This is a genomic window from Microbacterium sp. Bi121 (assembly GCF_918698005.1).
Taxonomy (GTDB): domain Bacteria; phylum Actinomycetota; class Actinomycetes; order Actinomycetales; family Microbacteriaceae; genus Microbacterium.
Genome location: NZ_CAKKLJ010000006.1, coordinates 194,806 through 218,673 on the forward strand (window position 1 = coordinate 194,806; position 23,868 = coordinate 218,673).

At 69.1% G+C, this 23,868-nt stretch carries 20 protein-coding genes, 1 tRNA gene and 1 other RNA gene; 5 read left to right on the plus strand and 17 right to left on the minus strand.

The window, feature by feature from the left end; translation table 11 throughout:
• Positions 1-56 precede the first annotated feature (56 nt).
• From LQZ87_RS11655 to LQZ87_RS11665, 3 genes are all read right to left on the minus strand, one after another.
• Entirely contained in the window at positions 57-1,343 is a 1,287-nt protein-coding gene (locus tag LQZ87_RS11655; RefSeq protein WP_230103636.1) for an aspartate kinase, read from the minus strand.
• 87 nt (positions 1,344-1,430) lie between these two features.
• The gene (locus LQZ87_RS11660) at positions 1,431-2,048 is read right to left on the minus strand and encodes a response regulator transcription factor (protein WP_230103637.1); all 618 of its coding nucleotides are present in this window, start codon (positions 2,046-2,048) and stop codon (positions 1,431-1,433) included.
• On the minus strand, positions 2,045-3,238 hold the full coding sequence (locus LQZ87_RS11665) for a histidine kinase (RefSeq protein ID WP_230103638.1): 1,194 nt from the start codon (positions 3,236-3,238) through the stop codon (positions 2,045-2,047). The genes LQZ87_RS11660 and LQZ87_RS11665 overlap by 4 nt, the downstream gene beginning before the upstream one ends.
• Positions 3,239-3,333: 95 nt before the next feature.
• Between LQZ87_RS11665 and LQZ87_RS11670 the strand changes: the two genes are divergently transcribed.
• Positions 3,334-3,783, plus strand: a complete 450-nt coding sequence (locus LQZ87_RS11670; RefSeq protein ID WP_290368267.1) for a DUF2871 domain-containing protein — start codon at positions 3,334-3,336, stop codon at positions 3,781-3,783.
• Between the two features lie 22 nt (positions 3,784-3,805).
• Here LQZ87_RS11670 and LQZ87_RS11675 read toward each other — a convergent pair whose 3' ends face one another.
• The 10 genes from LQZ87_RS11675 to ffs all read right to left on the minus strand — a co-directional run bounded on the left by LQZ87_RS11675 (position 3,806) and on the right by ffs (position 15,635).
• Entirely contained in the window at positions 3,806-4,729 is a 924-nt protein-coding gene (locus LQZ87_RS11675) for a DMT family transporter (protein ID WP_230103639.1), read from the minus strand.
• A 31-nt stretch (positions 4,730-4,760) separates the two neighbouring features.
• The gene (recR, locus tag LQZ87_RS11680) at positions 4,761-5,354 is read right to left on the minus strand and encodes a recombination mediator RecR (protein WP_230103640.1); all 594 of its coding nucleotides are present in this window, start codon (positions 5,352-5,354) and stop codon (positions 4,761-4,763) included.
• Positions 5,354-7,516, minus strand: a complete 2,163-nt coding sequence (locus tag LQZ87_RS11685; RefSeq protein WP_230103641.1) for a DNA polymerase III subunit gamma and tau — start codon at positions 7,514-7,516, stop codon at positions 5,354-5,356. The genes recR and LQZ87_RS11685 overlap by 1 nt, the downstream gene beginning before the upstream one ends.
• A 76-nt stretch (positions 7,517-7,592) precedes the next feature.
• The gene (locus LQZ87_RS11690; protein WP_230103642.1) at positions 7,593-10,076 is read right to left on the minus strand and encodes a glycosyl hydrolase family 65 protein; all 2,484 of its coding nucleotides are present in this window, start codon (positions 10,074-10,076) and stop codon (positions 7,593-7,595) included.
• Positions 10,073-10,882: a beta-phosphoglucomutase family hydrolase gene (locus LQZ87_RS11695; protein ID WP_230103643.1), complete on the minus strand. Its 810-nt coding sequence runs from the start codon at positions 10,880-10,882 to the stop codon at positions 10,073-10,075. The genes LQZ87_RS11690 and LQZ87_RS11695 overlap by 4 nt, the downstream gene beginning before the upstream one ends.
• Before the next feature lie 36 nt (positions 10,883-10,918).
• Positions 10,919-12,142 (minus strand): acetate kinase, encoded by a 1,224-nt coding sequence (locus tag LQZ87_RS11700; RefSeq protein WP_230103644.1) that lies wholly within the window; start codon positions 12,140-12,142, stop codon positions 10,919-10,921.
• Positions 12,139-14,253 (minus strand): phosphate acetyltransferase, encoded by a 2,115-nt coding sequence (gene pta, locus LQZ87_RS11705; RefSeq protein WP_230103645.1) that lies wholly within the window; start codon positions 14,251-14,253, stop codon positions 12,139-12,141. Before pta ends, LQZ87_RS11700 begins: the two co-directional genes overlap by 4 nt.
• A gap of 24 nt (positions 14,254-14,277) precedes the next feature.
• Positions 14,278-14,880 carry a hypothetical protein gene (locus LQZ87_RS11710; RefSeq protein ID WP_230103646.1) on the minus strand — a complete coding sequence of 201 codons (603 nt, stop codon included), beginning with the start codon at positions 14,878-14,880 and terminating at the stop codon, positions 14,278-14,280.
• A complete protein-coding gene (locus LQZ87_RS11715; protein ID WP_230103647.1) occupies positions 14,877-15,497 on the minus strand; it encodes a rhomboid family intramembrane serine protease in 621 nt (206 codons plus the stop codon). The genes LQZ87_RS11710 and LQZ87_RS11715 overlap by 4 nt, the downstream gene beginning before the upstream one ends.
• A gap of 41 nt (positions 15,498-15,538) precedes the next feature.
• An RNA gene (ffs, locus tag LQZ87_RS11720) (signal recognition particle sRNA small type) lies at positions 15,539-15,635 on the minus strand.
• Positions 15,636-15,738: 103 nt separating this feature from the next.
• Between ffs and LQZ87_RS11725 the strand changes: the two genes are divergently transcribed.
• Genes LQZ87_RS11725 through LQZ87_RS11735 form a run of 3 tightly spaced genes read left to right on the plus strand, consistent with a single transcriptional unit; the run spans position 15,739 to position 20,123 of the window.
• Entirely contained in the window at positions 15,739-16,710 is a 972-nt protein-coding gene (locus tag LQZ87_RS11725) for a MoxR family ATPase (RefSeq protein WP_230103648.1), read from the plus strand.
• A 4-nt stretch (positions 16,711-16,714) separates the two neighbouring features.
• Positions 16,715-17,914 (plus strand): DUF58 domain-containing protein, encoded by a 1,200-nt coding sequence (locus LQZ87_RS11730; protein WP_230103649.1) that lies wholly within the window; start codon positions 16,715-16,717, stop codon positions 17,912-17,914.
• On the plus strand, positions 17,901-20,123 hold the full coding sequence (locus tag LQZ87_RS11735; protein WP_230103650.1) for a DUF3488 and transglutaminase-like domain-containing protein: 2,223 nt from the start codon (positions 17,901-17,903) through the stop codon (positions 20,121-20,123). Before LQZ87_RS11730 ends, LQZ87_RS11735 begins: the two co-directional genes overlap by 14 nt.
• 13 nt (positions 20,124-20,136) lie before the next feature.
• On the opposite strand, the gene LQZ87_RS11740 is transcribed toward LQZ87_RS11735, so the two are convergent.
• Positions 20,137-21,036 (minus strand): rhodanese-related sulfurtransferase, encoded by a 900-nt coding sequence (locus LQZ87_RS11740; RefSeq protein ID WP_230103651.1) that lies wholly within the window; start codon positions 21,034-21,036, stop codon positions 20,137-20,139.
• A 23-nt stretch (positions 21,037-21,059) separates the two neighbouring features.
• Entirely contained in the window at positions 21,060-22,280 is a 1,221-nt protein-coding gene (locus tag LQZ87_RS11745) for an LCP family protein (protein WP_230103652.1), read from the minus strand.
• A gap of 86 nt (positions 22,281-22,366) precedes the next feature.
• Between LQZ87_RS11745 and LQZ87_RS11750 the strand changes: the two genes are divergently transcribed.
• Positions 22,367-22,454, plus strand: a tRNA-Ser gene (locus tag LQZ87_RS11750).
• A 176-nt stretch (positions 22,455-22,630) separates the two neighbouring features.
• Here the strand turns inward: LQZ87_RS11750 and LQZ87_RS11755 are convergent.
• Both LQZ87_RS11755 and LQZ87_RS11760 read right to left on the minus strand, forming a co-directional pair.
• Positions 22,631-23,227, minus strand: a complete 597-nt coding sequence (locus LQZ87_RS11755; RefSeq protein ID WP_230103653.1) for a GNAT family N-acetyltransferase — start codon at positions 23,225-23,227, stop codon at positions 22,631-22,633.
• On the minus strand, positions 23,224-23,868 hold the full coding sequence (locus tag LQZ87_RS11760) for a phosphatase PAP2 family protein (protein ID WP_230103654.1): 645 nt from the start codon (positions 23,866-23,868) through the stop codon (positions 23,224-23,226). The genes LQZ87_RS11755 and LQZ87_RS11760 overlap by 4 nt, the downstream gene beginning before the upstream one ends.

A 23,868-nucleotide genomic window follows, 5' to 3' on the forward strand; every position in this document is an offset into this window, starting at 1 on the left:
CGGGGTGCGGATGCCGCGCCTGGCGCCGATGTCAGGGTTCTGGCGAGTCTACCGGCTCAGCGGCCGGTGCCGGCGTGCACGACGGCCTCGTCCTCGGCATCCAGGCCGTAGGCGGTGTGCACGATGCGCGCGGCGTCCGCGAGGTCCGTGTCCCGGAGCACGACGGAGATGCGGATCTCCGAGGTCGAGATCATCTCGATGTTGATGCCGGCGGTCGACAGAGCCTCGAACAGGGTCGCTGAGACGCCCGAGTGCACGCGCATGCCAGCGCCGACGACCGAGAGCTTTCCGATCTGGTCGTCATGGACGAGGCTGTCGAAGCCGACCTCGATCTGCTCAGCTGCGAGGGCCTTGAGCGCGGCCGGCGCATCCGCCTTCGGCAGCGTGAACGAGATGTCGGCACGGCCGGTGGCGGCACCGGACACGTTCTGCACGATCATGTCGACGTTGGCGCCGGACTTCGCGACGATCTTGAAGATCTCTGCGGCTTTGCCCGGTACGTCCGGAACGCCGATGACGGTGATCTTGGCCTGACCCTTGTCGGTGGCGACGCCGGCGACGATCGGTTCTTCCATGGCTTCTCCCTCAGCTTCGCGCGGGTTCTTCATGCCCTCGCCCAGAACGTAGGTGCCCTCGCTCGACGAGAACGTCGAACGAGCGTGGATCAGCACGCCGTGGCGGCGCGCGAACTCCACAGCACGGATGTACAGCACCTTGGCGCCGTTCGCGGCGAGCTCGAGCATCTCCTCGCTCGAGACGTGGTCGAGCTTCTGCGCGCGCGGGATGACGCGCGGGTCGGCGGTGTAGATGCCGTCCACGTCGCTGTAGATCTCGCAGACGTCCGCGTCGAGCGCGGCGGCCAGTGCGACCGCGGTCGTGTCGGAGCCGCCGCGGCCGAGCGTGGTGATGTCACGAGTGTCTCGGTTGAAGCCCTGGAAGCCGGCGACGATGACGATCGCGCCCTCGTCGAGCGCCTCGCGCAGACGCACGGGGGTCACGTCCACGATGCGGGCCGACCCGTGGTGGTCGTCCGTGATCATCCCCGCCTGGCTGCCGGTGAAGGATCGGGCGTCGAAGCCCATCGAGTGGATCGCCATGGCCAGCAGGGCCATCGAGATGCGCTCTCCGCTCGAGAGCAGCATGTCCATCTCGCGTGGAGCGGGGATGGGGGCCACCTCGTTCGCGAGGTCGAGCAGCTCATCCGTCGTGTCGCCCATAGCGCTCACGGCGACGACGACGTCGTGGCCGGCCCGTCGAGTGTCGACGATGCGCTTTGCGACGCGCTTGATGCTCTCGGCGTCGGCGACGGACGAGCCGCCGTACTTCTGCACAATGAGGGCCACGTTCACTCCCGGGGACATCGGGCGGATTCGCCCATGCGTCATTCTACGTTCGACGCGTATGCGCGCCGGCGCATGTGACACGTGCCGCTACAGCAACCCCAGCCGCCTGCCCTCGCTGGCCGCCGCAGCGCGGCTGGCGACCCCGAGCTTCTCGAGCAGGTGGACGACGTGGGTCTTGACAGTGGACTCCGAGATGAACAGTCTCGCGGCGATCTCCTTGTTCGCGGCGCCCTCGTCGACGAGCGCGAGCACGTCGCGCTCACGGTCGGTGAGGACGACGCGGGGGGCGCGCAGCGCTGCGATGATGCGGCTGTCGCCGCCCGGCGTGAGGACCATGGCCCCGGCAGCGGCGTCGCTGATGGCGGCGACGATCGTGTCGCTGTCCACATCCTTGAGCAGGTAGCCGGCCGCGCCGGCCTCGATGGCTCGGATGATCTGGGCATCGTGGTCGAACGTCGTCAGGATCACGACGGCAGGAGCATCCGGCATCCGTCGCAGCATCGATGTCGTGTCGACGCCGTCCATTCCGTCGCCCAGTCGCAGATCGCAGAGCACGACGTCCGGATGCAGAGCGGATGCCATCTCCACAGCCTCCTCGCCGGTCGAGGCCTCCCCGACGACCGTGAACCCCCGCGCTTCGATGACCGCGCGGAGACCGGCCCGCACGATCGGGTGGTCATCCACCAGCAGGATGCTCGTCGTCATCGCGCCATCCCATCCTCGGGCGCGGGTGCGGCGGGCAGCGCCGCGACCAGCGTCGTCCCCTCGCCCGGCGCCGAACGCACCTCTAGCGCTCCGCCGAACTCCCGCAGTCGGGACCGCATCGCCGCGAGTCCATACGAGGTCGTGGGTGCGGCGGCCGCGTCGGCGTCGAATCCGACGCCGTCATCGTCGACCGTCATCGTGACGGTTCCGGCATCCACAGCGAATTCGATGCCCACGTGCGCAGCGACGGCGTGCTGACGGACGTTCGCCAGAGCGGACTGGGCGACGCGCAGGAACGCGACCTCGTGCGAGGTCGGCAACGACGGCAGATCGGCGTCGACGTGCAGCGAGGTCTGGACGCCGGTATCGTCCCGCAGCGAGGTCAGCATCCGCTCGACCGCTGCGGCGAGCGCCGCCCCCTCGAGCTCGGCCGGCGCGAGGGCGGCCACGATGCGTCGCAGATCGGTCAGCGAATGCTGCGCCAGCGACTCGATCTGCGGCAGTCGCTCGACATCGCCGCTGCGCGCCATCAGCACCATCGAACTGAGCTCCTGGGCGATCGTGTCGTGCAGATCGCGCGCGAGCCGCGTGCGCTCCTGCGTCGCGCCGGCCTCGCGCTGCGTGCGGGCGAGCTCCTCCTGCAGGGATGCCATCTCGTCCTGTGTTCGGACGAGCGATGCGATGAGCCGCTCGCGCTCGACGGCATCCCGCAGCAGCGCGTCGTAACCGAGCGAGATGCCGAGCGCGAAGCCTCCGCCCAACAGGGGTCCGACGATGTGGGCGAAGGTTATCGTCACCTGATGAAGGATCGGCGCGAGGATCGCGGCGACCAGCACCGGCACCGCGAACACGACCGACGGCCAGCGATGCAGCACGTGACCCGCGAGCAGCAAGAGCGGGAACGAAAGCCACACGAATTCGGCTGAGATCAGCAGAGTGCCTGCCCACAGGATGCCGAGAAAGCCCAGCCACCAGGCGCCGAACCGGCCACGTGCGAACGCGGCCCCTGCCGCATACCAGGCGAGGAAGACACCGGCCGCGAGCATCGCCGGCAGCAGCGGCACGCCGGTCGCGATCGCCCGTATCGCGGTCACGGCGGACAGCAGTGCCGTGATCAGATGCAGCGCGAATCGCGCGATGGACAGCATCCGCTGGCGCGAGACGCCGGACGGATCGGCTGACGAGGACATGACCCGATTCTCTCGCGATCGACGCGCGGATGCCGCGAGCGGAGATCGATCTTTCGATGGATCCGCATCCGCGGGTGCGCGAACAGGCTGGATTCATGACCACAGACATCGCTCGCGCATCGCGCTCCGCCCAGCTCCAACTCCTCATCGCAGTCACCGTCTACATGGTGCTCGGACTCGCCGCAGGGCTCTTCTACCGCGAGTTCACCAAACTCAACGGCTACGAAGAGGGGATGATGGGCCAACTCGGGCTGGCGCACACCCACATCCTCACGCTCGGCATGATCGTGCTGCTGCTGGTCCTCGCGCTCGAGAAGTCGTTCGCGCTGTCGTCGAGCAAGCTGTTCCGCTGGTTCTTCTGGGTCTACAACGTCGGCGTAGTACTCACGTCGTCGATGCTCGTCTGGCACGGGATGCTGCAGGCGCAGGGTCTGGAATCGTCGAAGATGATCTCCGGCATCGCCGGGATGGGCCATATGCTGGTCGGCGCAGGATTCGTGCTGCTGCTGATCTCGCTGTTCTCCGCCATCCGCCGGGAGGAGTGAGCGGAGTCCGCTCCGGACGCGGTCAGGGCATCTGGGGCGGGGGCAGCGACTCCTTGCGAGGACGCAGCCTTCCCCCTGTTCCGGCGAACCAGCATCCGATGATGACCAGAGGGAAGCCGATGAGGAGACCCGGCGTGATCGGCTCCGACAGGAAGATCGTGCCGAGGAGGATCGCCACGATCGGATTCACATAGGTGAACAGCGGCGCGCGCACCGGTCCGACCTCGCGGATCAGTGCGAAGAACGCCACGAACGCCACTGCAGTGCAGATGATGCCGAGCAGCAGCAGGGAGACGCCGGAGCGCAGCGTCGGGAGCTCATGCTGCGTCAGCAGTGCTGCCGGCAGATATCCGAGGCCGATCGCGAACAGGGCGAGCGTGATCGTGCCGATCGACGGCACGTCGGCGAGCTTGTGCGCGATGATGAACGGCGCGATGGCGTACAGGACCGCGGTCAGCAGGATCTCGCCGATCGCCACGACACTCGCCGACTCGCTCGGAAAGAGTCCGGGACCCGCGACGACCACGGCGACACCGACGAACCCGAGCAGCAATCCTCCCAGGCGCACGGGGGCGAGCGCGCTGCGGTCCCCTCGCAGCAGCGCGATGATCACGGCGAACAGCGGCACCGTCGCCACGAGCAGCCCGGTGAGACCGGAGGGCAGCTGCGTCTCGGCGTGGCTGAGCAGCAGGAAAGGACCTGCCATCTCGACCAGTCCGAACGCGAGCACCCAGGGCCAGTGCTTCCACGCCGCCTTCAGCGCTCCGCTGCGTATCGCGAACGGCAGCAGCACGAGTCCGCCGAGCAGGGTGCGACCGGCGACGACTGCGGGTGGCGTGATCGACTGGACCGACTCTTTGATGAACAGGTAGGTGATCCCCCACACGAACGCCATCACGGCGAAGAGGAGCCAGCCCTTGCGCGTGAAGCCGCCCTGGGCGTTCACGCGGCGACCGTGCTGAGCGGACGCGTCGCGCTCACAGCGTGCGCCGACCCTCGAAGGCCCGCCCCAGAGTCACCTCGTCCGCGTACTCCAGGTCGCCCCCGACGGGCAGGCCGGATGCCAGGCGCGAGACGGTGATCTGCATCGTGAGCAGCAGTCTGCTCAGGTAGCTGGCCGTCGCCTCGCCCTCGAGATTGGGGTTCGTGGCGATGATGACCTCCTGCACGGTGCCGTCGGCGAGCCGGGACATGAGCTGGGCTATGCGCAGGTCATCCGGACCGACGCCGGCGATCGGGCTGATCGCGCCGCCGAGCACGTGGTACAGACCGCGGAACTCACGGGTCCGCTCGATGGCCGAGACGTCCTTGGCGTCTTCGACCACGCAGATCAGGGCGGGGTTGCGTCGCGGGTCACGGCAGATCGCGCAGCGGTCCTGCTCCGACACGTTGCCGCAGATCTCACAGAACCGCACACGCGCGCGCACATCCGTGAGCAGCTCGGCGAGACGGGCGACGTCGAACGACGGCGTCTGCAGGATGTGGAAGGTGATGCGCTGCGCCGACTTCGGGCCGATGCCGGGGAGGCGACCGAACTCGTCAATCAGCTCCTGAACGATGCCGTCGTACATCAGGCGAACCTCGTCGGGGGCTCGTAGGGCTCTTCGCGCACGAACGTCGCGCCGAGCACCTGGCGGATCACGGCCTCGCCGTAGCGCTGGACACCACCGGGCGCCCGCTCGGTGACCGCCGGCGCCATGCGGGCCGGCGCCTGTGAAACGGGAGTCTGCGCCTGCGGTGTCGCCCCGCGCGGTGAAGCCTCGGCAGCCTGGCGCGGCGGCTCGTACGGCGGCTCGTCGTCCGGCGGCGGAGCCTCGTCGTCACCGGGCAGCGGCGGCTCGTCGCGGTCGACGAGGCCGTCCTGCGGTGCGACGGGGGCGGATGCCTCGACCTCGGCGGGTTCGTCGTCAACGGGGAACTGCGGCTGGGGTGCGGACTCGGCCGGAGCAGGAAGGTCGGCGGGAGCGTCGGCAGGGATCGCGGCCACAGCCCAGTCGGTGACCGGTGCCGCGGGGGCGGCTTGGGGCTTCGGCGCCGGCGGGGCGGTGCGAACCGGTGCGGGTGCCGCCGCCTCGGACAGCGCCGCCGGTGGGATCTGCGCCGGCCGGTACTTCACCTTCACGCCCAGCTCCTGCTCGATCGCCGCGCGGAGGTGATCGGATGCGCCGCTGCCCGGAGTCTGCCCCTTGAACTTCGCGAGGTCCTGCTGGCTCGCGAACCCCACGGTGAGCACATCGGTGTCGGATTCGAAATCGAGCGGCTGCACTGCCGTGACCAGGAGCCACGACGTGCGGCTCACGCTCTCGAGCCGCGTGAGGACGGCCGGCCACACCGCGCGGATCCGGTCGATGTCGACCGGGCCGGATGGGGTGGAGGCCGGTGCCGGCGTCTCGGCCGGAGTCGAGGCGGCCGGAGCGGACGTCTCGGTCGGAGCCGAGGTTTCGGCCGGAGCGGACGTCTCGGTCGGAGTCGAGGTTTCGGCTCGCTCCGCTCGCTCAACCCGTTTCGTCTCGTTCGCTTCGCTCGCTCGCTCAACGACCCGCGGGGATGACTCTGTAGGAGCGGGAGCGGCTTGAGCGGGAGCGGCCGGAGCGGGAGCGGCCTGAGCGGGAGCGGCTTGAGCAGATCCCTGCCCAGCCGCGCTGAGCACGCGGGCGATCATGAGCTCGAGGTGCAGACGGGGCGATGTGGCACCTGTCATGTCATCCAGGGCGGCGCTCACGACGTCGGCCGTGCGCGAGAGGCGCGCAGCGCCGTACACGCTCGCCTGCGTGCGCATGCGTGCCAGCTCGTCTTCGGCAAGACCGCGGAGCACAGCGGAAGCCCCGTCGCCGACGGCCGCGATCACGATGAGGTCGCGCAGACGCTCGAGCAGATCGTCGACGAACCGGCGCGGATCCTGCCCGGTCTGCACGACGCGGTCGATCGCCGGGAAGGCAGCGGCGGCGTCCCCCGCGGCGAGCGCGTCGACGATCTCGTCGAGAAGCGCGCCGTGCGTGTAGCCGAGCAGCGATACCGCCCGCTCGTACGCCACGGAGTCGCCGTCGGAACCGGCGATGAGCTGATCGAGCAGCGACAGCGTGTCTCGAGGCGATCCGCCACCGGCGCGCACGACCAGCGGCAGCACGCCCTGCGCGACCTTCACGCCCTCTTCGACGCAGAGCTTCTCGACGTATTCGAGCATCGCCGCAGGCGGCACGAGACGGAACGGGTAGTGATGCGTCCGCGAGCGGATCGTGCCGAGCACCTTGTCGGGCTCGGTGGTCGCGAAGATGAACTTGACGTGCTCCGGCGGCTCTTCGACGAGCTTCAACAGGGCGTTGAATCCCTGCGGCGTGACCATGTGCGCCTCGTCGAGGATGAAGATCTTGAACCGGTCGCGGCTCGGCGCGAATGTCGCCCGCTCGCGCAGGTCGCGGGCGTCGTCGACGCCGTTGTGGCTGGCCGCGTCGATCTCGACGACATCCAGTGAGCCGCCACCGGCCCGTGACAGCTCGACGCAGCTCGGGCACGTTCCGCATGGAGTGTCCGTCGGGCCCTCTGCGCAGTTCAGGCAGCGTGCCAGAATGCGTGCTGACGTGGTCTTTCCGCACCCGCGCGGGCCGGAGAACAGGTACGCGTGGCCGACGCGATCGCTGCGCAGCGCCGTCATCAGCGGATCCGTCACCTGCGACTGCCCGATCATCTCCCCGAAGTTCTCGGGGCGGTAGCGGCGGTAGAGGGCTGTGGTCACCCGTCCAGCCTACGGCGTGCCACCGACACTTCGGCAGGCTCAGCGCATCGCACTTCGGCAGGCTCAGCCCGCGCCGCTAGTCCTCGTACGCCGCGATCACCGGAATCGCACTCGTGACGACAGGAACGGATGCCGAGATCCTGGTGCCGTCGTCGCGACGCGCATCCTCGAACTGCCCGAGCCTCGGACGGTCAGGCAGCACCGGGCCCTGGTCCTCGAGCGTCACCACAGCATCGGTGTCGACCGCTGCCCAGTACTCAGCACCGCGTACCGTGAAGGTCACCGGATCGCCCGATCTCACGTGCACGCGCAACTGGTCCCTGGTCACCGTGACCTGCAGCATCGCCCCCTGCCACTGCAGCGGGAACGACAGCGACGGCCACTCCGCCGGCAGTCGCGGATCGAAGCTGAGTTCTCCGCCGTGATCGCGCATGCCGCCGAAGCCGGAGACGAGCGCCGTCCACACGCCACCCGCCGAGGCGACGTGCACGCCGTCGGAGGCGTTGTGGTGCAGGTCGCCGAGATCGACGAACAGCGACTGCCGGAAATACTCCAGCGCCAGATCCTGATACCCGACCTCTGCGGCCAGAACAGACTGGACGACGGCAGACAGCGTCGAGTCGCCGGTGGTCAGCGGGTCGTAGTAGTCGAAGTCCGCTCGTTTCTCCTCCGGGGTGAAGTGATTGCCCTGCAGGAACAGCGCGAGCACGACATCCGCCTGCTTGAGCACCTGGAACCGGTAGATCACCAGCGGGTGGAAGTGCAGCAGCAGCGGGCGCTGGTCCTTCGGCGTGTTCTCCAGGTCCCACACTTCTCGCTCGAGGAAGAGCGAGTCCTGCGGGTGGATGCCGAGACCCTCGCTGAAGGGGATGAACATCGCCTCGGCGGCGCGATCCCAGGCATCCGCCTCGCCGGCATCCAACCCGGTGCGCTCGACCACGCCGGCGTACGCCTGCGGATCCTCCTTCTGGATCTCCCGCACCACACGCGCGGCGAAGCGCAGGTTGTACCGAGCCATCACATTCGTGAAGAGGTTGTCGTTGACGACCGTGGTGTACTCGTCCGGACCCGTCACGCCGTGGATGTGGAAGGTCGCGTCACCGTTCGCACCGCGCCAGAAGCCGAGAGTCGCCCAGAGTCTCGCCGTCTCGACGGCGACGTCGACGCCCTCCCGACGGATGAACTCCTCGTCCCCCGTCGCGCGTACGTACTTGCCCAGAGCGAAGCTGACGTCGGCGTTGATGTGGTACTGCGCGGTGCCGGCCGCGTAGTAGGCCGACGCCTCTTCGCCGTTGATCGTCCGCCACGGGAAGAGTGCGCCCGCTTCGTTCAGTTGCGCCGCACGGCGACGCGCCGCGGGCAGCATGAGCACCCTGGCACGCAGCGCATTGCGCGCCCACTGCGGGCTCGTGTACGTCAGGAACGGCAGCACGTAGATCTCGGTGTCCCAGAAGTAGTGGCCGCTGTACCCGGAGCCGGAGACGCCCTTCGCCGGCACGCCGGTGCCATCGGCGCGGGCCGCGGCCTGCGCCAGCTGGAACAGGCACCAACGCGCCGCCTGCTGCAGATCGTCGTGGCCCTCGATGACGACGTCTGAGCGCTCCCAGAATGCCGCGAGCCAAGCGCGCTGCCGGTCGAACTGCGCCTCCACACCCTCGACGGCAGCGCGGTCGAGCGAGCGACGGCAGCGGTCCACGAGCTCGCGCGCCGGGACGCCGCGCGATGTGTGATAGCTGACGAGCTTGGTGATCGCGATCGGGATGCCGGCCTTGGCCTGAACGCGGAAGACGTTCTTGGCGATGTCCTGCTCGATGAGCGTGCGGGCGCTGTACTCGTTGTCCGTGGCGATGACGTGATCGGCGACGAGCGCGATCGTCATGCCCGAGTCGGCGACCTGATACGACAGTGCAGAGCGCAGGCCGTCCTGCCAATACTCGACCGGCTCGAGAACACGCGCGGTGATCTTCTCGGTCTTGCGGGGATCGAACGCGGCCGACTTGGCCTCCGTCGGAGTCCCGGCGTACACGTCGCCGCCGTCCTGCCTGTTCAGCAATTGGCAGCTGACCGTGACGGGCGCGTCGGCGTTCTCGACCGTGACCTCCAGGCGCAGGACTGCGAGGTGACGCTCCTCGAAGCTGACGAGGCGCTCGTCGCGGATCCGGATGCGCTTGCCCGACGGCGTCTCCCACACGAAACTGCGGGACAGGACGCCGGTGCGCATGTCGAGCGTGCGCTCGTACTCGCGCACCTCCGCCTCGTCGAACGAGATCGGCTCATCGTCGACGTAGACGCGCATGATCTTGGCATCCGGGGCGTTCACGATCGTCTGCCCGACCTCGGCGAACCCGTAGGCCTGCTCGGCGTGGCGGATCGGCCAGGTCTCGTGCAGACCGTTGATGAACGTGCCGTGCTCGTGCGCACCGCGACCCTCGATGTGGTTGCCTCGGAGGCCGAGATAGCCGTTCCCGACGGCGAAGAGCGTCTCCGAGACGCCGTCCTCGCTGTAGCGGGTCTCGGTGAGACGCCACGGGTCGACGGGGAAGCGGTCGCGATCGATCATGCGTTCTCCTGGTTGTCCGTCGACGAGTCGTTGTCGAGCGATGAGGCGTCGTCGAGCGACGAGGCGTCGTCGGTCGAGGGGATGAGCAGGCGGTCGAGGTCGTCGATGACGCTCGTGGCACCGGCCGCGCGCAGCGCCTGCGCACCGGCGCCGCGGTCGACGCCGACGACCGTCGAGAATCCGGCCGCGACGGCCGAGGCGACGCCGGACAGGGCGTCTTCGACGGCGACGCTGTCAGCGGGGTTCACTCCGAGTGCAACGGCACCGGCACGGAACATGTCGGGCGCGGGCTTGGATGCCAGTGCGTCGCGCTCGGCCACCCGGCCGTCGACGACGACGGTGAAGAAGTCGCGGATGCCGGCGCTCTCGAGCACCTCTTCGGCGTTCTTGGAGCTGGAGACGACCCCCTGCGGGATGCCCTCGTCACGCAGCTGCTGGATGAGCGCGAGCGACCCCGGGTACGGCGCGATGCCCTCGCGCCGCAGGGCCGAGGCGAATGCCGCGTTCTTGCGGTTGCCGATGCCGCAGATCGAGTCGACTTCCGGTTCGTCGGTCACCTCGCCCCACGGGATCTCGATGTTGCGGCTGCGCAGCAGGCTGGCGACGCCGTCGTAGCGCTTCTTGCCGTCCACATACGCGTAGTAGTCGGCATCCGTGTACTCGGGCGTGATCCCCCACTGCGCGAAGACGCCGTCGAACACCGCCTTCCAGGCGCGCATGTGCACCTCGGCGGTCGGGGTCAGCACACCGTCGAGGTCGAACAGGACGCCGTCGGCGCGACGCAGGTCAGGCAGGTTCTCAGGCACTCGGCTCTCCAATCAGGTCAGGCGGATGCACAGCGATCATGTCAGACTCATCGCCTGGCGGGCGATCTCGAGCTCCTCGTCCGTGGGCACCACGAGGACGTCGACCTTCGACGCGTCCGTCGAGATGCGCCGGATGCCGGGGACGCGCTCCTCGTTGCGCTCAGCATCGATCTCGATGCCGAGGAATCCGAGGGTCGCCATGGCGTCCGCGCGCACCTTCGCAGCGTTCTCCCCGACCCCGGCGGTGAACGAGATCACGTCGACCCCGCCGAGCTGGGCGATGTACGCCCCCGCGTACGCGCGGAGCCGGTGGATGTACACGTCGAACGCGAGCGTCGCGGCATCCTCCCCCGCCTCGACGCCGGCGAGGATGTCGCGCATGTCGATGCGGCCGGCGAGACCGAGCATTCCGCTCTTCTTGTTCAGCAGCTCATCGATCTCGCGATCGTCGAGCTGGGCGACGCGGCCGAGGTGCAGCACGACGGCCGGATCGATGTCACCGGATCGCGTGCCCATCACGAGGCCCTCGAGCGGCGTCATGCCCATCGAGGTCTCGACCGAGCGCCCGCCGTCGATCGCTGTGACCGAGGCTCCGTTGCCGAGATGGAAGACGAGTTGCTTCAGCGCGCCGAGCGGCCGATCGACGAACGCCGCGGCCTGCTCGGAGACGTACTTGTGGCTCGTTCCATGGAACCCGTACCGGCGGATGCGGTGGCGCTCGGCGATCTTGCGCTCGATCGCATACGTGTACGCGGCCGGCGGCAGCGTCTGGTGGAACGCGGTGTCGAAGATCGCGACGTGCGGGACGTCCGCGAAGGCCCGCCGCCCTGCGCGGATGCCGGCCACGGCCCCCGGGTTGTGCAGCGGCGCGAGCACCGAGAGGTCTTCGATGTTGATCTCGATGAGGTCGTCGATGAGCGTCGGCGCGAAGAAGCGGGCGCCGCCATGCACGACGCGGTGTCCGACGACGACCGGCGGATGCTCCGCCAGCTGCGGCCCGTGCTCTGCGAACTGCTCGAGCATGACGGTCATCGCCGCGTCGTGGTCGGCGACCGCCCGCTGGCTGCGGTGCGTGGCATCCAGAACCGCCGGCGCCGGCTCGCCAGGGGCTGCGACGCGGCGGACCGTGTGCGCGATGTCGCTGGATTCCTGGCCGATGCGCTCGATGAGGCCCTCGCCGATCGGCACCTCGCGCTCCATGTCCATGAGGCTGTACTTCAGCGACGACGAGCCGCTGTTGATGACGAGGACGACGCTCATTCCGCACCTCCTTGAGCCTGGATCGCGGTGATCGCGACGGTGTTGACGATGTCGTCGACGAGCGCGCCGCGCGAAAGGTCGTTGATCGGCTTGTTCAGGCCCTGCAGCACCGGCCCGATGGCGACGGCGCCGGCCGAGCGCTGCACGGCCTTGTACGTGTTGTTGCCCGTGTTGAGGTCGGGGAAGATGAACACCGTCGCCCGCCCGGCGACCGCGGAGTCCGGCAGCTTCGCCTTCGCGACGGCTGCGTCGGCGGCTGCGTCGTACTGGATCGGACCCTCTACCGGCAGCTCGGGGGCGCGCTCGCGCACCAGCGCCGTGGCCGCGCGGACCTTGTCGACGTCGGCGCCTGTTCCGGACTCCCCCGTCGAGTACGAGAGCATCGCGACCCGCGGATCGATGCCGAACTGCCGCGCGGTCCGGGCGGAGGAGATCGCGATGTCGGCCAGCTGTGCACTCGTGGGATCGGGGATGACGGCGCAGTCGCCGTAGACGAGCACCCGGTCGGCGAGCGCCATGAGGAAGACGCTGGATACGACGTCGACCCCGGGCTTCGTCTTGATGATCTCGAACGAGGGCCGGATCGTGTGAGCCGTGGTGTGCGCCGCACCGGAGACCATGCCGTCGGCGAGGCCGAGGTGCACCATCATCGTGCCGAAGTACGACACGTCGGTGACGGTGTCGGCCGCCTGGCCGAGCGTTACGCCCTTGTGCGCGCGCAGCCGTGCGTATTCTTCGGCGAATCGCTCCACGTACTCGGGATCCGTCGGGCTGATGATCTGCGCGGCCGACAGATCGATGCCGAGAGAGGTCGCCCTGGCGTGGATGTCCGCCGGATCCCCGAGGATCGTCAGTTCAGCCACGTCGCGGGCGAGCAGCGTACCGGCGGCGCGCAGGATGCGATCATCATCCCCCTCGGGGAGCACGATGCGCTGACGATCGGCGCGTGCGCGTTCGATCAGTCCGTACTCGAACATGAGCGGCGTGACGACCGTGGACTCCGCCAGTCCCAGCTGCGTGGTCAGTTCGGCGATGTCGACGTGCGTCTGGAACAGCCCGAGCGCCTTGTCGTAGCGGTGCCGCGAGTCGGCGGCGAGGCGTCCGCGCGCACCCATCACCCGCACCGCGGTGTCGTACGTGCCGTGGTCCGTGGTGATGATCGGAACCCGTGAGGCGAGACCGTCGAGAAGCCGTTCGATCGTCTCCGGCAGGGGGAAGGGGCCGTTCAGGATGATGCCGGCGATCGAGGGGAAGGTGCCGGAGGCATCGGCGAGCAGCAGCGCGAGCAGCACCTCGGTGCGGTCGGCCGGCACGACGACGACGGCGTCCTCGGTGAGTCGAGGGAGGACGTTGACCATCGACATGCCTGCGACGACGACGCTCAGCGCCTCGCGGGTGAGCAGATCGGGGTCGCCCTTGATGAGATGGCCGTCGACCGCCGAGAGGATGCCGCGAATCGACGGCGCGACGAGCGTGCGGTCTTCGGGGATCGCCCAGATCGGAGTCGTCTGCTCCTTCACTGCGCGCACGGCATCGACGGTCGCAGACAGCGAATCCGGGTCGGCGCGGTTGACGATCACCGCGAAGAGCTCTGCACGTTCGGCCTGCAGTTCTGCGATCGCGAGCGCGGCGCTCTGGCCGACGGCAGCCGCAGTGCGGGCGGTCGACGTGCCGAGCTGCTCAGCACGGTCCTGCTGATCGCGGCCGCCGAGCACCAGGAGCACAGGGGCGCCGAGGTTCGCGGCGATGCGCGCGTTGTAACCGAGCTCGGCCGGACTCGCGACATCCGTGTAGTCGCTGCCGATGATGACAACGGAGTCGCACTGCGCTTCGACCGACTTGAAGCGCGAGACGATCGTGGCGAGGGCCCGATCGGGGTCGTCGCGCACCTCGTCGTAGGTGACGCCGATGCAGTCGTCGTAGTCGAGGTGCACGCCGTCGTGGGCGAGCAGGAGCTCGAGCACGTAGTCGCGCTCGGCGGATGACCTCGCGATGGGCCGGAAGACCCCGACGCGCGGGGTAGCGCGCATCAGAGCGTCCAGAACGCCCAGAGCGACGGTGGACTTCCCAGAATGGCCTTCGGCCGAGGTGATGTAGATGCTCCGCGCCACGTCTCCAGCTTAGGCGGTGGGGCGTCAGGCCGGGCAGGGGCCGGACAGCACGTCGACCAGTTCGGACGCAGCGCCTTCGAATCGCGCATAGTGCCCGGGGTCGGCATTGATCTGCACCCGGTGGATCGCGATGGTCGGCTCCAGCTCCTGCCAGCCGGGCAGCCGCGCGAGCCGCGCGTAGAACAGGCCGGCCGCGGACGCGGGGTCCATCCGGTCCTCGACGCTCCCCCACCAGTCCTGCTGCTGGAACAGCCCGATGCTGCTCGTGCGGGTGCCGTCAGGGTTGGTCACCCCAGACGTCTCCCAGTCGCCGTAGTCGATGTTGTGCAGGCTGCTCTCGCCGATCGCCGCCATGACGCCGAGGACCTGACCGTCGCGCTCGAACCCGCGATCGCGTGCCGCCGTCACGATGATCGCGGCGTTCTCGAGCTGCTCCCGGTCCCACCCGTCGGCTCCGGATTCCGGGAAGGTCGACGGCTGGGTCGCGCACAGCGCGAGAGGGTCGCGGGATGCCGCCATCGGCACGAGGACGGCCAGCAGCACGACGAGCGTCACACCGCCGATGAGTATGCCGGGGAGCCAACCCCGTCGGCGCGCACGTCGGCGCCGCTTCGATCTGACGCTCACGCTCCGAGCGCTCCGCGTCCCCGTCGCGCTCCTCCGCGAGGAGAGCTGGCGGCGAGCGCAGCGAGCGCCCCGCCTATCGCCCCGAACAGGTGCGCCTGCCACGAGACACCAGGGCCAGCGCCGAGCACGCCGGCGAGCATCGAGCCGCCGTACAGCACGATGACGAGCAGCGCGATGAGGGCATAGACGAGCCGGTGCGCGATCGGTCGCGGCGAGAAGACGCGGACGACGATGTAGGCGAAGTAGCCGAAGACGAGCACGGAGGCACCGACGGTCAGCGTGCCGGGTGCGTTGATGAACCACGTTCCCAGCCCGCCGACGAATGCGGCGGCCGCCGTGACGAGCCAGAACCTGCCTGCACCTTCGACGGCGACGAGGCACCCCAGCACCAGCAGGGGAAGCGTGTTGCCGATCAGGTGGGGCCAGCCGGCATGCAGGAGCGGGCCGAGGACGACGCCCGGCAGGCTCCCGAGGTCCCACGAACGAAGCCCGAATCCCGTGAACGAACCGGGGAGGATGGCGTCGGCGAACTGGATGACCCACATCAGAACCACGAGCGCGACAGGAGACGCGAAGCGCGAGACGGCGCTGCAGCGGGAGGCGACGGGGGTGGTCACACCACGATCCTCGCAGGTCGAGCCGGAGAGCGCCGGACAAAAGAAAGGACCCTCCGCGCACCCAGCAGAGCCCGGTTACCCTTGCTACGTTTCCGTCCTGGGGGAATTGGCCTGGATGCTGCCACGCGGAGAGCCGCAGGCAAGTCTACCTGCACCAGGGACCGGTCGAGAACCGCTCGCCCCTCGCACCCCTGGCAGAGATACGATCAGTTGACACCCGACGGCGGGCGAAAGGCAGCGCATGGACGATTCCCTGATCACGGCCGAGCAGTTCGCGACGCAGACGTCAGCGATCCTGGCATCCGTCGGCGGCGTGATCGATGGCAAGGAGGATGCGGTCCGCAGCGCCCTGGTCTGTCTGCTCGCCGAGGGCCACCTGCTGATCGAGGACGTCCCGGGGGTCGGCAAGACCATGCTGGCGCGTGCACTGGCCGCGAGCGTGGATGCCACGGTGCGCCGCATCCAGTTCACACCCGATCTGCTCCCGGGCGACGTCACCGGCGTCTCGGTGTACAACCCCGTCGACAGGGAGTTCGAGTTCAAGCCGGGCGCCGTGTTCGCGCAGATCGTGCTGGCCGATGAGATCAACCGCTCCTCGCCCAAGACGCAGTCGGCGCTTCTGGAGGCGATGGAGGAAGGCCAGGTCACCGTCGACGGGCGCACCCACATGCTGCCGGATCCGTTCCTGGTGGTGGCGACGCAGAACCCGCTCGAGATGGAGGGCACCTACGCCCTGCCGGAAGCGCAGCGCGACCGGTTCATGATGCGCATCTCGATGGGATACCCGGATGCCGCGGCCGAGGCACTCATGCTCCGTCAGCGCGACAGCGTCAATCCGCTCGCTGCGATCCGGCCGGTGGCCGATGCGGCATCCATTCTCCGCATGATCGGGTGGGCGCGCTCGGTGCACGTCTCCCCCGCCGTCGAGGAGTACGCGGTGGCGCTGGCCCAGGCCACACGCAGCGACCCGAGTCTGCACCTCGGCGCGAGTCCGCGCGCCACGCTCCAGCTGGTGCGCGCCGCGAAGGTCTGGGCGGCGCTGGACGGCCGAGAGTTCGTCATCCCCGACGATCTCACGGCGCTGATCAGCCCGGTATTCGCGCACCGTCTGCTCCCCGCACGCGGGGTGCACCGCGCCGGCGCGCAGCCCGTGGAGGCCGCGTTGCGTCAGATCGTCGACCGCGTACGCGTGCCGCTGACCGCACGCGCCTGATGCCATGCGCTCCGGCCGGCCCCTGACAGCTCGCGGCGTCGCCGTGCTGGCCGTCGGCGTGCTCCTGGCGATCGCGGCGAATCTGGTCGCCGCCCCGATTCTGCTGTACGTCGCCGTGCTCCTGTTCGCCGTGCTCGTGATCGGCATCCTCGTCGTGCACGTCCCCCGACGCAGCGGTTCGGTCACCCGGCGCATCTCGACCGATCTGCTCACCGTCGGCGAGGAGTCGCAGGTGGCGGTGCGCTTCGATCTGCGCGCATTGCGCGTCCCGTTCGGCGCCTGGAACGACGAGCTTCCGGATGCGGTTGCAGGTGACGCCTCGGGAGAGTTCCCCACCGACAACGGCACGCACATCCGGTACAGCATCACCGGCGTGCGGCGAGGAGTGTGGCCGGTCGGGCCGCTGTCGCTGCGGACCATCGACCCATTCGGCGTCGCGCAGCGCACGCAGTCGTTCGGCGATACCCGCACGGTCACCGTGGTCCCAGAGGTCGTCCCGCTGTCCCCGATGAGCAGCGAAGTGGGAGCGGCCGGCGGCACCGCCCACACGGCCTCGGCGCGGCTCGGCCAGGGGAGCGACAACCTGTCTCCGCGACTGTACGTCTCCGGCGACTCGATGCGGCGCATCCACTGGCGCGCCACGGCTCATCGCGGAGATCTCATGGTGCGCCAGGAGGAGGAGGAAGCCAGCCCGGACGCGATCGTCATCCTCGACCGCGCCGCGCGGCGCTGGGCTCCCCGGTCCGACACCGCGGACCCGACGTTCGAGTCGGCGGTGGCGGCGTGCGCGTCCGCGGCGCTGCACCTCGTCCAGGAGGGCTACAGCGTGGACGTCCGCGACTCCGGAGGAACGGTGCTCGGTCAGTTGCGCGGCCAGGAGGACGATCGCGATTCACTGCTCGTCGCGCTTGCTATGGTGACGCCGCAAGGAGAGGGGCGCGATCTCGTCTCGCTGTTCGACGGCACCCCGCCGGGCCCGCTGGTGATGATCACGGGCCGGATCGATGCGGACGACGCGGCGCATCTGCGCCACGGCGGGGCCGGTGCGCCGATTCTGCTCGCCACAGCCCCAGGGCCCGGCGCGTTCGCCGCAGCGGGTGACCTCGGCTGGTCGGCCGCCGAGCTCGGCGAGGACGTGTCAGAAGCGTGGGACGACGCCCTCGCGGGATACGTGGCACCCGGCGGCGGTCATGTTCCGCGCTGAGCCGCGCGCCGCGGTGCGCACGCCGATCGAATACGAGCAGCGCGTGCGACGCCGCGACCGCACTCTCGCGATCGCGCTGCTGTCGGCGTGCGCGGGATACGTCGCGCTCTGGCCGTACACATCGGTCGTCACGCCAGGCGCCTGGACCCTCGCGGGCGTCTACGTGATCACCGTCGTCGCCCTGACCGGCATGATCGTTCGACTCGTGCGGTCCGGCCGATTCGCCGATGGGCCGCTGCCGCTGATCGCTCAGCTCGTCGTCGCCGTCGGCGCCCTCACGCTGCTGCTGGTCCCGCAGGGTGCGCTGTTCGGCGTCGTCCCGACCGGGACGACCGTCTCCGCTCTTGGCCGCTCGGCCGGGGAGGCCTTCGAACAGGTGCAGTACGGCACCGCCCCGCTCGTCGACACGCCCGCTCTCCGCACGATGCTCTCGATCGGCTTCGCGCTCGTCACGATCCTCGTGGACCAGCTCATCGCCGCCCGATCGGCGCTTCCGGCGATCGTCCTGATCGCAGCGGTCGGCGCGCTGCCGATGATCATCACCCTCGGCGACGCGAATGTGCCGTGGTTCGTGATCCTCGCGCTCCTCGCGCTGTTCCTGCTGCGGCACGGCGTCAGGCATGATCCGCGTCAGCCGCGCCGGGCCTCCGTCGGGCTCTCGGCCGCGACAGGTGCAGCGGCGATCGCTGCCGCACTCGCGATCACTCCGGTGCTCCCGGTCTCGGACACCTGGGTCGGCGTCGGCACGAGCACCCAGCTGGACCCGTCGCTGCGCCTGGGTGAGGATCTGCGGCGTCCCACACCTTTCACGGTGATGACCCTGGCCACGAGCGCCGCGTCGGCGCCGTACCTGCGCATTGCGAGTCTGTCCGAGTTCGACGGCGATACATGGTCGCCGGACGACGGCGATCTGCAGCAGATCACCGACGGGTTCGGCGACCCGGACTGGTCGGAGGACATCGAGACGGTCGAACGCCGCACCTCGATCCGCATCACGGGGATCTCCGGTTCCTGGCTGCCGGTGCCGTACGCCGCCACCAAGATCGTCGGCGCCACCTCAGGGTGGCAGATCATGCCGTTCAACCGCACGGTGACCTCCGAGATCCGCGATGCCGCGGACGAGGATTACACGGTCACGGCTCAGGTGATCGATCCCACCCGCGAGCAGATCCAGGCCGAGTCGGCGACGACGGCGGATGCCGAGGTCCCCGAGTTCATCGCGGAGACCGCGCGCGAGGTGACAGCGGGGGCGACGAACGACTACGACCGGCTGATCGCGATGCAGAACTGGTTCCGGTCCGACTTCGAGTACTCGCTGGACGCGCCGGTCGACGGCGACTTCGACGGCACCGGCACGGATGCGGTCGAGGAGTTCCTGCGCGTCCGCTCCGGTTACTGCATCCACTTCTCCGGCGCGTTCGCGCTCATGGCGCAATCGCTCGATATGCAGGTCCGCATCGTGGTCGGGTACCTGCCGGGGTCCATGACCGACGAGAAGCGCGGCGACGAGGCGATCTACACGGTCAGCAGCGATCAGCTGCACGCCTGGCCGGAAGTGCATTTCTCCGGGCTCGGCTGGGTCCCGTTCGAGCCGACGGCGTCGCTCGGGACGCCGACCGACTTCCTCCCTGCGACGACCGGCGGCGGCACTACCACGGACCCGACGGACCCGCAGCCGTCCGCCACTCCGTCCGCGGCCCCTTCGCGCGGCCCGGAGGCCCAGGACGACCCCGGCAGCTCGTCCGCCCAGGGTTCCGATTCGCTGCGGCGTCTCGACCCTCAGCCGATCGTGCTGGTGGGAACCGGCATCCTGATCGTGCTGCTCCTGCCTCTGCTCGTGCGACTGGGCATCCGCGCACGACGGATCGGACGCGCCGGGCGTGGAGACGCGGCGAGCGCGTGGCAGGAGGTGCGCGCCACGCTCGTCGATCTGAGGCTGCCAGTGTCGGACGCCGACACCCCGCGTGCACGCGGTGCCCACCTGATCGAACAGGGCGCGGATGCCGCGTCGGTCGGTCTGATCGTGGATGCTGTCGAGCGGGCGAACTTCGCCCGCTCCGCTCCGGCATCCGCAGATCTCGCGCACGCGCTGCGTCAGGCGACGTCCGGGCTCCGGCGGAGCGTCGATGCACGCGACAGGGTGACCGCCCTGCTGCTGCCTCGCTCGCTCTTCGCCGCGGACACATCACGCGTGACGGCGCGCCGCTGAGGCAAGGACGATCTCAGCCCGCCGTCGCTGCGGCGTGCTCCTCGCACGGGATCGCGTCGCACGCCTCGCAGACGACGAACTGGCGTCGGCAGGACGCATCAGGGCAGTTCGCCGTCCGCTTGGTCGCGGCGCCGCAGCCGACGCACTCGCCGACGACGACGGCGTGATCGCTGAAGTCGATGGAGCCGCGCTTGTCGAAGACGTAGAGCGAGCCCTCCCAGAGCCCGTCATCCCCGAACGTCTCGCCGTACCGGACGATGCCGCCGTCGAGCTGGTACACCTCGCCGAAGCCACGGGAGACCATGAGGCTCGAGAGCACCTCGCAGCGGATCCCTCCGGTGCAGTATGTGACGACCGGCTTGCCCTTGAGATCGTCGTAAGCGCCGGAGTCGAGGAGCGCCACGAAGTCGCGCGTCGTCTCGGTGTCGGGCACGATCGCGTCCTTGAACCGACCGATCTCGGCCTCGAGGGCGTTGCGTCCGTCGAAGAAGACGACATCGTCTCTGGACTCGACGAGCTCGTGCAGCTTCTCGGGCGAGAGGTGGATGCCTCCACCGACGACGCCGTTCTCATCGACCCGCAGCTCGTCCGGGGCACCGAACGACACGATCTCGTCGCGCACCTTGACGCTGAGCTTCGGGAAGTCGACGCTGCATCCGTCGTCGTCGAGACCCGTCCCCTCGCTCCACTTGATGTCGGCGTTCTTGAACGGCGCGTACGAGCGGAACGACCGCGCCCACTTCTTGAGGTCGTGCAGGTCGCCGCCGAGCGTGCCGTTGATGCCGTGCTCGGAGATGATGAGCCGCCCGCGGAGCTTCAGCGCCTCGCCGAGGTCGCGCTGCCAGACGCGCACGGCGTCAGGGTCGGCCAGGGGCGCGAAGGCGTAGAACAGGACGATCTTGGGTGTGCTCACCTGGAGATTGTAGGCGGGCAGCCTCAGTACACGCGCCCAGTCGCGCACCCTTCGGTGTCGCCAGTGGTGCCGGTCACGTCGCCGGGGAGCGTGACCGGCTCGTCCTCCGGCGTCGCGGACGCCGTCGGAGCCGGTGTCGCCGGCGCTGGAGACTCCGTCGCCGGGGGCTCGCCGCCTTCATCCTCGTCGGCGAGCGCGAGCGCTTCGTTCTTCTCGAGAGCGTCGAAGAGCGCGGCCGCGGCGTCGGGCAACGGATCGAGGCGGTTCCGGTCGACGGCCGACTCGGCTGCCGGGTACTGCACGAACACGTAGTCGCTGACGGGGATGTCCTTCAGCGCGAGTCCCATCTGTGCGAGCGTGACCGGGTTGGTGAGGCTCGTGCTGGGGTCGACCGACGCCAGGATCGTCTTGGCCAGCCGCAGCAGGAGCGCGGGGTCGGTGAGCACCTTCTCGCTGGTGATCTTGCGCACCAGACTCGACATGTACAGCTGCTGGTTGCCGATGCGGGCGGTGTCGCTGCCGTCGGTCGTGGACTTCCGTGCGCGCAGGAACGCGAGGGCGTCCGCGCCCTTGAGCTCATGCGTTCCCGCTGGCAGATCGATGCCCGAATCGGCGTCCTTCATCGGTGTGGCCAGGCACACCTCGACGCCGCCGATCGCATTCGTCACATCGATGACGCCGCCCCAGTTGATGGATGCCGCGTATCCGATGTCGAGCCCGGTGAGGGACTCCACGGTCTTCACCGAGCACGCCAGCCCTCCGGTGCCGAATGCCGAGTTGATCATCTGACCGTAGGCCTCGGATGTCGCGTTGCCGTTCGCATCGATGCAGGAGGGGATGTCGACGAGAAGGTCACGCGGAAAGCTGATCACGGTGACCCTGCGCGGCAGCTCCGAGATGTGCACGACCATCAGCACGTCGCTTCGGACGCCGTCCTCGGCGTCCGTGCAGCGGTCGCCGAACAGATCGGCGTACTCGGGTTCGCAGTTGTCGGTGCCGGCGACGAGGATGTTCGCGCTGCCCTCGAACTCGGAGAAGGCGGGCGGATCGTCGCCTTCCAGCTCGACGACGTTCTCGGTATAGGTCGAGCTCAGGTCGATGTACAGCCAGGCGACGACGCCGAGCACCGCGACGAGCACGACGGCCGTGCCGATGCCCAGTGCCTTGAGCAGGCGCCTGCCCCTGGAGGGCGGCTTCTGCTGCCCGTGTCGGGCGACCGTGGCTCTGGTGGACTGCCGCATCATGCGGTCAGCCTACTGGCGGACGCTGTCGGCCCCCGTAGCGTCACGGGTGCAGGGCGCGATCGGATAGACTGTTCAGGTTGTTCCCTGGTGACGTGTCCGAGCGGCCGAAGGAGCACGCTTGGAAAGCGTGTGTTGTGCAAGCAACCGCGGGTTCGAATCCCGCCGTCACCGCCAGACGACTAAAGGGCCTCGCGCAAGCGGGGCCCTTTAGTCGTCTATTGGATGCCGGGGATTCGGGGAGGCACGAGCGCAGCGAGTACCGGAGTCCCGCCGTCACCGCCAGACGAACAAAGGGCCTCGCGCAAGCGGGGCCTTTTGTTCGTCTATTGGCTGCCGGGCATTCTGGACGCTCAGAACCGGATGCCGTAGGCCAGTTCGCCGGGCGCGGTCGCCAGCCGCTGCATCCCGATGCGCTCGTAGAACGCGGCAGCTCCCGTGTTCGCGGGGTCCATCCCGAGATGCAGCCCCGGCACACCCCGCCGCCGGAGCTCGGCGAACAGCGTCCCGATGAGCCGACGCCCGAGGCCCTGCCCCTGCGTCTCCGGCAGCAGGTCGATGTGGAGGTGCGCCGGGTACGCGTCGACGTGCGGCTCGCGGCCGCGCCCCCGCGCGTAGGCGTGCTCGATCATCGTCTCCTCGCGGGTCTGCGCTGATGCCGGCCGGGGGAACCGTTGGACGAACTGCGGCCACCATTCGCCCTGGAACCATCGCTCGAAGGCATCAGTGTCATCCGTGGCGACGATGTATCCGATGATCCTTCCGTCGTCTGATTCGACGACCCACGTGAGATCGGGATGCCGTTCGGCATAGGGCACCGCGAACAGGAGTCCCCACAGGTCGTCGTCGGCGAACAGCCCGCTCGCGTCGCCTCCCGCGTCGGCAGTCCGAACGCAGACATCGAACAGCTCAGCACGGTCCGGCGCGCGGTAGGGCCGGATGCCGGTCACGACGGCGTCTCTGCGCGCCGCGGCAGGTCGGGCTCTCTGCCGCGCGATCGCGCCCAGGTCAGCAGGAAGCCGGCCATGACGAGCGAGACTCCGGCACCGATCAGCATCCCCCCGACGGTGTCGCTGAGCCAATGCACCGAGACCAGCGTCCGCGAGAACGCCATCGCGAGCGTCCACGCTGCGGCGGCGATCACCACCCACACGCGCGGAAGGAGCAGGACCGCAAGTGCAGCGAGGGTCGCCGCGTTGGCCGTATGCCCGCTGGGGAATGAGCCGAAGTCCGACTGCACGAGCATGTCCTCAGGGCGCCCTCTGGCGAACAGGCTCTTGAGCAGTTGCACGGCGGCGACGCTCACGAGCATCACGACAGCGGCGAAGACCGCGGCGCGCCAGTGCTTGGCGATGAGCAGCCCCGCGATGACAGCGAGCGGGACGAGATACGTCGCGACCCAGCCGCCGCCGATGTGATCGAGCACGTTCCCGAACGCGATGAGCGCAGGTGTGCGGATGTCGCCCATGAAGGCGTTCCAGCCGGCGTCGATCCACGGCGCGTTCGGACCGGGGCCCGTCACCGCGATCCCGAGCACGACGGCCGCGAGGATCGCACCGATCCCCCACCACAGCAACAGCGGACGCGTCAT

Coding starts and splice junctions, on each gene's coding strand:
- LQZ87_RS11660 (WP_230103637.1), bottom strand. CDS start 2,048: ATGACGACGAGCATCCTGCTGGTGGATGACCACCCGATCGTGCGGGCC.
- LQZ87_RS11665 (WP_230103638.1), bottom strand. CDS start 3,238: ATGTCCTCGTCAGCCGATCCGTCCGGCGTCTCGCGCCAGCGGATGCTG.
- LQZ87_RS11670 (WP_290368267.1), top strand. CDS start 3,334: ATGACCACAGACATCGCTCGCGCATCGCGCTCCGCCCAGCTCCAACTC.
- recR (WP_230103640.1), bottom strand. CDS start 5,354: ATGTACGACGGCATCGTTCAGGAGCTGATTGACGAGTTCGGTCGCCTC.
- LQZ87_RS11690 (WP_230103642.1), bottom strand. CDS start 10,076: ATGATCGATCGCGACCGCTTCCCCGTCGACCCGTGGCGTCTCACCGAG.
- LQZ87_RS11700 (WP_230103644.1), bottom strand. CDS start 12,142: ATGAGCGTCGTCCTCGTCATCAACAGCGGCTCGTCGTCGCTGAAGTAC.
- LQZ87_RS11725 (WP_230103648.1), top strand. CDS start 15,739: ATGGACGATTCCCTGATCACGGCCGAGCAGTTCGCGACGCAGACGTCA.
- LQZ87_RS11730 (WP_230103649.1), top strand. CDS start 16,715: ATGCGCTCCGGCCGGCCCCTGACAGCTCGCGGCGTCGCCGTGCTGGCC.
- LQZ87_RS11735 (WP_230103650.1), top strand. CDS start 17,901: ATGTTCCGCGCTGAGCCGCGCGCCGCGGTGCGCACGCCGATCGAATAC.
- LQZ87_RS11745 (WP_230103652.1), bottom strand. CDS start 22,280: ATGATGCGGCAGTCCACCAGAGCCACGGTCGCCCGACACGGGCAGCAG.
- LQZ87_RS11760 (WP_230103654.1), bottom strand. CDS start 23,868: ATGACGCGTCCGCTGTTGCTGTGGTGGGGGATCGGTGCGATCCTCGCG.